Source organism: Pallidibacillus pasinlerensis (assembly GCF_009996845.1).
In the GTDB taxonomy this organism is placed as follows: domain Bacteria; phylum Bacillota; class Bacilli; order Bacillales; family Caldibacillaceae; genus Pallidibacillus; species Pallidibacillus pasinlerensis.
Window position 1 is genome coordinate 1 of sequence record NZ_JAACYS010000111.1, and the last position, 5352, is coordinate 5352.

Annotated in this window: 3 protein-coding genes; all 3 read right to left on the minus strand. The window is 34.2% G+C overall.

Translation table 11 applies throughout. The features are described from left to right. Window positions 1-38: 38 nt before the first annotated feature. Window positions 39-3470, minus strand: a complete 3432-nt coding sequence (gene pyc / locus GW534_RS15370; protein WP_161921860.1) for a pyruvate carboxylase — start codon at window positions 3468-3470, stop codon at window positions 39-41. Window positions 3471-3618: 148 nt separating this feature from the next. Next, window positions 3619-4785, minus strand: coding sequence for a putative lipid II flippase FtsW (gene ftsW / locus GW534_RS15375; protein ID WP_161921861.1), 1167 nt, complete (start codon window positions 4783-4785; stop codon window positions 3619-3621). A gap of 204 nt (window positions 4786-4989) precedes the next feature. Continuing rightward, window positions 4990-5274, minus strand: coding sequence for a YlaN family protein (locus GW534_RS15380; RefSeq protein WP_161921862.1), 285 nt, complete (start codon window positions 5272-5274; stop codon window positions 4990-4992). Window positions 5275-5352: the final 78 nt, after the last annotated feature.

Here is a 5352-nt window from a genome sequence, read left to right on the forward strand (position 1 = left end):
ATAAAAAGAGGTGCTGTTAATAAACAGCACCTTTATTTTTACTTACTTAAAACCATTAATAAGTCACCTTGTTTAATTGCATCTTGGTCGGAAACGTAAATTTTTTCAACAGTTCCAGAGAATGGAGCTTGAACTGTTGTTTCCATTTTCATAGCTTCGGTAATAATTAATTGATCACCTTGCTGTACTTGTTCGCCTTCTTTTACTAATACTTTTAAGACAGTTCCAGGCATTGTAGCTGCGATATGATTATCATTAGTTGGATCAGCTTTTGGACGTTCAGAAACTTCTGCTTTAACACTTTCGTCCTTAACAACGATTTCACGTGGTTGACCGTTTAATTCAAAGAATACAATTCTTGTTCCATCTCTTTGAACTTGTCCAATGGAAACAAGTTTTATGAATAAAGTTTTTCCTCTTTCAATTTCTATTTCTAATTCTTCACCTAAACGCATTCCGTGGAGGAATGTTGGTGTATCGATACAGGATAAATCGCCATATCGATCGAAGGCTTTAATATAATCTTCAAACACCTTAGGATACAATGCATATCCTAAGGTATCGAAATCCGTTGGTTTGCGTTTTAATTTAGGGAATAATTCTTCTTTCAGTTGATCGAAATCAACTGGCTCCAACAATTCCCCTGCCCGTTTTTCTAACTGTTTTCTTCCTTTTAACACGACTTCTTGTAATTCTTTCGGGAACCCACCAGGTGGTAAACCGATATGCCCTTGGAAGAATTCGATAACAGATTCAGGGAAATCAATTGTTTTACCTTTTGTAATAACTGTTTCTTCATCTAGATCGTTTTGGACCATAAACAATGCCATATCTCCGACAATTTTAGATGACGGAGTAACTTTTACGATATCACCAAATAGGAAGTTAACACGGCGATACATGTCTTTAACTTCATCCCAACGATTTAGTAAACCAACTGCTTTTGCTTGTTGTTGTAAGTTACTATATTGACCACCAGGCATTTCATGTTCATAAACTTCTGGATGTGGTGCATTCATACCACTTTCAAAATCTTGATAGTACTGTCTTACATCTTCCCAATAATGACTTAATTCATTAAGTCCTTTTACAGATACTGTAGGTTTACGCTTATGACCATCAAGAGCATAAATTAGTGAGTTTGCACTTGGCTGTGACGTTAATCCAGCCATTGAAGATATAGCAGTATCAACAATATCTACACCCGCATCAATTGCTTTTGAATAAGTGAAAATACCATTACCACTTGTATCATGCGTATGCAAGTGAATTGGAAGATCAACAGCTGCTTTTAATTCACTTACAAGTTCATAAGCTGCTTCAGGCTTTAATAAACCAGCCATATCTTTAATTGCTAAAATATGTGCACCTTGTTGTTCTAATTCTTTCGCTAAGTCAATGTAATATTGTAAGTTGTATTTTGCACGAGTTGGATCATGAATATCTCCAGTATAACAAATTGCTGCTTCCGCAATTTTACCTGTATCACGAACTGCACGAATAGCAACTTCCATACCCTTTACCCAGTTTAAACTGTCAAAAATACGGAAAACATCGATACCCGCTTCAGCTGATACTTTTACAAACTCTTCAATTACATTGTCAGGATAGTTTTTATATCCGACCGCATTGGAACCTCTAAATAACATTTGGAATAATGTGTTAGGCATTTGTTTTCGAAGTTCCACTAAACGTTGCCATGGATCTTCTTTTAAGAAACGATAACTTACATCAAAGGTTGCTCCGCCCCACATTTCAAAAGAAAATAACTCTGGTAATAGTTTTTGTGTTGATTCTGCAATTTTTACCATGTCGTAGGAACGAATTCTAGTTGCAAGTAAAGATTGATGGGCGTCACGTAAAGTCGTATCTGTTAATAATACTTGTTCTTGGTTTTTAACCCAATTAACTAATCCTTCAGCACCTGATTCATCGAGGATTTGTTTTGTCCCACGAATATTTTGAATTTCTTCTGTAATTTTTGGCATACGTGGTTTTGCATAAATTGGTTTCTTAATTTTTTCAATGCCAGGGAAACCATTTACAGTAATATCCGCAATATATGTTAGTAATTTTGTTCCACGGTCTTTTGGAATTGGGAATTTAAACAGTTCAGGTGTCGTATCAATAAAGGATGTATCATATTCACCTTTTATAAATTTCGGGTGTTGCATAACATTGACTAAGAAAGCAATGTTTGTTTTGATTCCACGAATTCGGAATTCTCTTAAATTTCGCACCATTTTCGCTGCTGCTTGTTCAAAGGTTAATGCATGAGTGGAAATTTTAACTAATAATGAGTCGTAATGCGGTGAAATAACAGAACCTTGGAATGCATTTCCTGCATCTAAACGAACACCGAATCCACCACCGGAACGATATACTGTGATTTTTCCAGTATCTGGTAAGAAATGATTTAATGGATCCTCTGTCGTAATACGTGATTGAATCGCATACCCTCTAGTTTGAATATCCTTTTGCTCTGGAATACCCACTGTTGGGCTATGTAAGCTGTATCCTTCTGCGATATAAATTTGGGATTGAACGATATCAATTCCTGTAATAAGTTCTGTAATTGTATGTTCAACTTGAACTCGAGGGTTTACTTCAATGAAGTAGAATTCATCCCCAGAAACTAAGAACTCAACTGTTCCAGCGTTCACATAGTTAGTCGATTTCATTAATTGAACTGCAGCTTCACAAATTTCTTCGCGTAATTTTTCAGACAAAGAAACAGATGGTGCCACTTCAACAACTTTTTGATGACGTCTTTGTACAGAACAATCTCTTTCATATAAATGGACAATATTTCCTTGTTGGTCTCCAAGAATTTGCACTTCAATATGTTTAGGATTGGAAATTAATTTTTCTACATAAACTTCGTCACTACCGAACGCTGTTTTCGCTTCTGATTTTGCACGACTGTAGCTTTCTGTTAATTGATCTTCAGAATTTACAATCCGCATTCCACGTCCGCCACCGCCAAGTGCAGCTTTAATAATGATTGGATAACCGTAACGTTCTGCAAACTCGCGAATATCTTCTTCATTTTGAACTTCTTTTCCTGGAACAATTGGAATATTTGCATTTTCTGCTGCGTTTCTAGCTTTTACTTTATCTCCAAAAATGTCTAAATGTTCTACCTTTGGACCGATAAAAATTATGTTTTCTTCTTCACAACGTTTCGCAAACTCAATATTTTCAGACAAAAATCCGTATCCCGGATGAATAGCGTCAACATCATTTTGTTTTGCGATACGTATAATATCTTCTATATCAAGATATGCATCGATCGGCTTTTTTCCTTCTCCAACTAAATAAGCTTCGTCCGCTTTATATCTGTGATACGATCCCGCGTCTTCCTTTGAATAAATAGCAACTGTACGAATATTTAATTCCGTACATGCTCGAAAAATACGAATAGCTATTTCACCGCGGTTAGCGACTAAAATTTTGTTTATTTTTCGCATTTAGTTCACCTCGAATTCAATTTATTAAGATAATTCTGGATTTATATAAAGATTGAGAGAATTGTTGTTATCATACCAAAAAAATTCATTCTCAACAATCTCTCAATCTTTAAAAATTATATTTTTTAATATTTTTCTAAAATAATGATTAATTAATTTTCGATTTTTCCTTAGTTTCCATATCAAGATTTGCTTGGATGGAGACACTTAGCAATAATCCCATACACCCTGATAAAACAATCAGTGATGTACCTCCATAACTAACGAATGGTAGTGTAACACCTGTGATTGGAATTAATCCTGATACTCCACCTAAGTTAATAAAAGTTTGAATTCCAATTAATCCGGCTATTCCAAAGGCTAGCAAACTTCCAAATGCATCTTTACATTTCATACCGAGATGAAATCCTTTTAAGACGATAAAACCTAAACAGAACAGCACGAATCCTACACCTAAAACCCCAAGTTCTTCCGCTATAATAGCCATTATAAAATCAGTGTGGGCTTCTGGTAAATACCCTAATTTTTGTATACTTTTTCCAAGTCCAACACCCATTATTCCTCCAGAACCAATGGCTACATAGGAATTTACTAATTGTAAACCTTCATCAAGTTCATATTTAAAAGGATCCATAAAACTTGTGAAACGGTCTATACGAGTTTGTGTTATTAATGAGTTTCCAGTTAAAGACATTATTGTCGCAAAAATGGCGATGATTACTATTCCAATCCCCATTAGTTTAAATAAATTTTTCCAGTTCATTCCTGCACAAAAAACAACAATCGCACCTGTTGCAAAAATGATTGCAGCAGTACCAATATCAGGTTGAAGTACAATTAAAAAACTAAAGAAACATAAAAATACAACAGGTGGTATAACACCTTTATTAAAGTCATTAATATAAGGTTGTTTTTTACTATAAACTGCCGCTAAATAAACAATTATTGCTAGTTTCACAAACTCGGCAGGCTGAAATTGAAATCCAAAAATCGAAATCCAACTTGTTGCATTGTTTACCGTTCTACCGTAAAGTAGCAAGCCAACTAGAAATGCTAGCATCGTTAGCATCATAAAAATTAAAAAGATATTGTTTTTGTAATTTCTATACGGAATAATCGCTGCTACAAAACATATTAAATACGATAGAACTAAAACCTTTGATTGTTTAAGGAAAAAATAATCACTCTCTACATCATAGATTTGGATGGAAGTAACCATGCTGGCACTATAAATCATGATTAAGCCAAATACACTTAAAACTACATATACTATTAGGAGAGAATAATCTAACGATTTCAGCCTTCTTTTTATCATCTTCCTCTTCCTATCTTATTTTATACTAAAATGCTATACTTTTTCAACAGCATTTTTAAATGTGCTACTCTTTTTAATTTAGATGATTAAATGTGTTATACCAATCATAAGCTAAATGACGATCAATTAAGTTAAATTTTTCAAAAATATAATAAAAAAACCCAAACAATTGGCTGAAATCAACTGTTTGAGCCTTCTAATCGATTACTTTTTCATAGAAGCTTCGTGCAAGGCCGATAGTTTTCTTTCAACTGAGTCTAATAATTCCTTGCCATCCTTTTCATCAACAAGCCCAAGTTTCACAGCAAAATCAATTTGACGAGAAAGACCAAACATTTGCGTATCTAAAACTTCTTCATATAATGGGCATTGGGGCATCGTTAAATGATCCATTTGAACTTCTATAAGCCTTATAATATTCTCAGAATACTTATGTAATAGACTGTAGGCTTTCTGTCGATGATCAACCTTTGTTTCTGACGCCACCATCTTTCCCCCCTCAACCATAAACAGTTCTTGTTAAAATTTTAACTTTTATTACGTAAAATTGCAAGGAAATTAGGATTA